The organism is Candidatus Obscuribacterales bacterium (assembly GCA_036703605.1).
In the GTDB taxonomy this organism is placed as follows: Bacteria; Cyanobacteriota; Cyanobacteriia; order RECH01; family RECH01; genus RECH01.
Window position 1 is genome coordinate 1 of record DATNRH010000390.1, and the last position, 4,348, is coordinate 4,348.

The 4,348-nt window shown below is 54.9% G+C and carries 5 protein-coding genes; 1 reads left to right on the forward strand and 4 read right to left on the reverse strand.

What is annotated here, in order from left to right; genetic code table 11:
* Window positions 1–530, forward strand: a 530-nt coding sequence (locus tag V6D20_08045; GenBank protein ID HEY9815736.1) for an MBL fold metallo-hydrolase, incomplete at its 5' end; no start/stop codon positions are given.
* Between the two features lie 362 nt (window positions 531–892).
* On the opposite strand, the gene V6D20_08050 is transcribed toward V6D20_08045, so the two are convergent.
* The 4 genes from V6D20_08050 to V6D20_08065 all read right to left on the reverse strand — a co-directional run.
* Window positions 893–1,204 (reverse strand): NIL domain-containing protein, encoded by a 312-nt coding sequence (locus tag V6D20_08050; protein ID HEY9815737.1) that lies wholly within the window; start codon window positions 1,202–1,204, stop codon window positions 893–895.
* 251 nt (window positions 1,205–1,455) lie between these two features.
* Window positions 1,456–2,328: a sulfate ABC transporter permease subunit CysW gene (gene cysW, locus V6D20_08055; GenBank protein HEY9815738.1), complete on the reverse strand. Its 873-nt coding sequence runs from the start codon at window positions 2,326–2,328 to the stop codon at window positions 1,456–1,458.
* On the reverse strand, window positions 2,318–3,169 hold the full coding sequence (gene cysT, locus V6D20_08060; protein HEY9815739.1) for a sulfate ABC transporter permease subunit CysT: 852 nt from the start codon (window positions 3,167–3,169) through the stop codon (window positions 2,318–2,320). Before cysT ends, cysW begins: the two co-directional genes overlap by 11 nt.
* Window positions 3,170–3,296: 127 nt before the next feature.
* A partial coding sequence (locus tag V6D20_08065) for a sulfate ABC transporter substrate-binding protein (protein ID HEY9815740.1) occupies window positions 3,297–4,348 on the reverse strand: 1,052 nt, incomplete at its 5' end.

Genomic DNA, 4,348 nt, shown 5'->3' on the forward strand with positions numbered 1-4,348 from the left:
GTTTGGGGACGGTGCAGATTGAGGCGATCGCCACCCCCGGCCACACCAGCGGCCACCTGGCTTTTCTGGTGAACACCACCCATCTGCTGACCGGCGATGCCCTGCTGATTCGCGGCTGCGGTCGCACCGACCTGCAAGGGGGCGACGCAGGTACTCTCTACGACACCGTCACCCAGCAGCTGTTTACCCTGCCCGACAACACCTGGGTCTACCCTGCCCACGACTACCAGGGTCGCACCGTCTCTACCATCGGCGAAGAAAAAAGGCTCAACCCCCGCTTTGCCGATGGTCAAGGCTCAACCTCCGGTTATCGCACCCGCGACCAGTTCATCACCCTGATGGCCCACCTGGGCCTGAGCTACCCCAAAAAGATGTGCCAGGCCATCCCCGCCAACGAGTATTGCGGCGACGTCATTCCCCCTAGCGCCCCAAAGGCAGCAACGACGGTGCCGGAAGATCGCGACCAAACGGAGCAGAATTTGACGGACAATACTGAGATTTTCGAGAGCTACTTTGCAATGTATATCTGAAGGATATATGGGTAATGGGTTCGTAATGTTCTGCTTCCCTATTCCCTAAGGCAAACGCATACTAATTTAACGTCAGTTCGGGTTAAAGGGATTGTTCAGCTTGTTGGATGAAGGAATCAAGATCTCAGCCCACGAGAAAATGAGGCTTTCAGCTTATCCCGAACTCAGGTTAGACTTAGGATGGCTTGACACTCCCCGACCCAAAGGTAAGGAGATTCTCGCTTCACCGGGAGTCCAACGACTTTGCCCTCTGCGAGCTTCGTTACAATCTCGATCTCAAAAAAGTCACGCTGGGTATTAATCTAGCGTGACTTTGCTCTTCTCATATTTTGCTTTTTGCTTTTTGCTTTTCTGGGCTGACTTCAGTAACCATCGTCAGCGTCGGTATTGAACCACAGATCTGCTTCTAGCTCTACCAAGTCGAGCAGCGCTTCATGGATAGTGGCGGCGCGACCTTCAATTGCCAAATCAAACCAGCCATCTTCCTGTCCGTTGGCAGCCAGTAGGGCACCCAGAATATTGACCTTAAGATCGTAGCGGTTGATCAGGTTGAAGATCACTGGGTCGGGATGTCTAGCTTTAGGAATGCGGATTTTGACCTGGGTTTGAATTCGGCTTTCGGGGTCTTTGAGGTGTAGGACTTCAAGACCATAATTGGGAGAGACAGACGCCATGGGGATTGAACCTCATAAAACCGACTGTTGAACAAATCCTAATAAGGTAGCGTCGAGGCTAACTGACTGACACAAGTGTCTTAAAGCTCCATTTCGTCGTTGATTTGGGAGGTGAAACCACAAGGTCAAATTCGAAGTTTGAAAGCCTTGACTCAAGGTACTTACAGAATCTGAAACTCACTAGAATTCAAGGGTTTCCAGAGATGTGTCAGGCAGTTAGACGTTGAGGAGCCATGATCTGCTGGAGAGGGCTACTCAATCTTGTGGCTCTGGACATAGATATGCTCTAGCACCTGCTTGATTACCAGGGTTAACGCCGCCAGACCCGCCAACACCACCGCCGTGGCAAAAGCCCCCTGGGAGTTATAGTTGCGGTAAGCACTATCGACATACAGGGTAAGGGTCTGGGTGCGGCCAATCAAGTTGCTGGAAACAATGGCGATGGAGCCAAATTCGCCCATGGCCCGAGCCGTGGTAAGAATGATGCCGTAGACCAGCGCCCAGCGAATGGAAGGCAGAGTGACGCGCCAAAAGGTTTGCCAACCGTTAGCCCCCAAGGTGCGGGCCGCTTCCTCTTCCTCATCGCCAATTTCTTCCAGCACCGGAATCACCTCGCGGGCCACAAAGGGCATACCGCCCAGAATCGTGGCCAAGGCAATACCGGGAAACGAAAAAATGATCCTCAGGTCAATGGCCTGCAACACCGGGTTGAGCAACCCTTGGCGACCGTAAAGCGACACCAGCATGAGACCGGCGACCACTGGCGAAATTGAAAAGGGCAGGTCGATGACGCTGAGCAAAAAAGTGCGCCCCCGAAAGCTCTTGCGGGCGATCACCAGGGCGGCACAGAGGCCAAAAATCACGTTTAAGGGCACCGCCACCGCCACCGCCATCAGCGTTAGCTTAAGGGCATTGAGAAACTCGCGACTGGAGAGAGTGCTCAAAAAGCCGGGGAGCCCGTTGCTGAATGCGCCCACAAACACATAGATGACGGGCACAATCAAAATCACGGTAAAGAAGGCGAAGACCAGCAAAATCAGGCCAATTTTGGCCCACTCCCGTTGGGCTTTGGGCTGCAGCGCAGTCTCCCCCATCGGGACTTGAGCGTTTAGGTTAAGCGTCATAACGGCGACCCCAGGCTTGCAGCAGGTTAATAATTAACAGCAAAATCAGCGAAATCAGCAGCAGCACCAGACCAATTACGGTGGCTCCAGGAATATCTGCCCCTTCCAGCCGTTGGAACACTAGCACCGGCGCAATCAAATCTTGAAAAGGGATGTTGGCGGCAATCAGCACCACGGAGCCGAATTCGCCCACGGCGCGGGCAAAAGCCTGGGCGGTGCCGGTCAAAATGGCGGGAATAATTGGCGGCAAAATCACCTTCCAAAAGGTGTCAAACTGAGAGGCCCCCAGAGACCAAGCGGCTTCTTCAATAGTGGGTTCGACCTCTTGCAGCACCGGCTGCACTGTGCGCACCACAAAGGGTAACGAGACAAAAATCATGGCGATCGCCACCCCAACCCGGCTAAAGGCAATCTGAATGCCGAAGGGGGCAAAGAACTGGCCCAGCCAGCCGCTCTGGTTGTAGACCGTGGCCAACGTCACCCCTGCTACCGCCGTTGGTAGGGCAAAGGGCAAGTCAACGATGCCATCTAAAAACCGCTTGCCTGGGAACTCATAGCGCACCAGCACCCAAGCTGTTAGTGTGCCCGCCAGACAGTTAACGATCGCCGCCACAATGGCGGTGCCAAAGGTGATGTTGTAGGTCGATAGGGCAACGGGGGTGGTAGCCAGCGCCCAAAACTCTGCCGGGTTAAGCACGAGTGCCCGCAGCAGCAGCGCCAGCAGCGGCAACAGCAAAATCACGAACATGTGGGTAAAGACGACTATCCAGGGGATAGAGACCTTTTGCAGAACATTTTTGGGCCGGTTAGATGGGCGGATCTCAATAGAGGCAGGTGTCATGGCTCAACGGTAAAAACAAGAATAATGGTCATCCCCTACCAGGAGGGGTGCCCGGAGGGCAGGGTGGGTTTTCGGGATCTGGGTTGGCCCACCCCTGCCCCTCCCAGAGGGGATTCAACCCATAGCATTAGCGATTGGCAATATCAGCCTGAATCTGGTCGAAGATTGCGCCGTCGGCGAAGAAGTCTTCACGGATCTTGCCCCAGCCACCAAAATCTTCGGCAGTGAACAGGTTGGGCACCTCAGGGAACGTGTCTGCGAACTCCTGCTGCACCTCAGGAAGCACTGGTCGGAAGCCCACTTTGGCAAATTCCCGCTGGGCTTCGGGGGTGAACAAAAAGGCGACAAATGCCTCGGCCACCTCGCGAGTGCCGCGCTCATCCACATAGGTATCGACCACCGCAACTGGGTTAGCGATAAAGATGTTGTTGTCAGGAATCACGTAGGGCAGTTCGTTCCCCTGCTGGGCGGCCAGCAGCACCTCGTTCTCGTAGTTGATCAGAGCGTCACCCTGGTTTTGGGTAAAGAACACGTCGGTGGCTTCCCGAGCATCTTTAGGAAGCACCGGCACATTAGCAAACGCATCAGTAGCAAAGGCTTTGGCCTGCTCCTCAGTGCCGCCAGTCTCAGAGATATTTCCCCACAGAGCCAAGAAGTTCCACCGGGCTCCGCCAGAGGTTTTGGGGTTGGCGGTGATAAAGGTAACGTCGGGTCGGACTAGGTCAGCCCAGTCCTGAATGTTTTTGGGGTTGCCCTCGCGGGTGACGATGACGCCCACCGAACTGTGGACGATGCCGTCGCCATTGGGGGTTTCTTGCTCCCAGCCAGGTTCAATCAAGCCAGCTTCTTGAATCTGAATCGTATCGGCAGGGATAGCTAGGGCAACAATGTCGGCTTCTAGACCATCGAGCACGGCTCGGGTTTGGCTACCAGAACCGCCATAGCTTTGGTCAAAAACGACGGTCTGGCCAGTCTCTGCTTCCCACTTCTCAACAAACAGCGGAATGATGTTTGAATAGGCTGCCTCGGTCACGGCGTAGCTGACCAGGGTGAGCTCAATAGTCTCGGGTGCAGCAGTCTGACCACCGGCGCTGGAGTCAGTGCCCGAAGTTGTCCCACCACTGCAGGCAGTGATTACCCCAGATAGCCCCAACCCCGCCACAAACAACAGCGCCGAAC

Bases quoted from the DNA above. Each gene is read 5' to 3' on its own strand.
- V6D20_08050 (HEY9815737.1), bottom strand. From the start codon at position 1,204: ATGGCGTCTGTCTCTCCCAATTATGGTCTTGAAGTCCTACACCTCAAA.
- cysW (HEY9815738.1), bottom strand. From the start codon at position 2,328: ATGACGCTTAACCTAAACGCTCAAGTCCCGATGGGGGAGACTGCGCTG.
- cysT (HEY9815739.1), bottom strand. From the start codon at position 3,169: ATGACACCTGCCTCTATTGAGATCCGCCCATCTAACCGGCCCAAAAAT.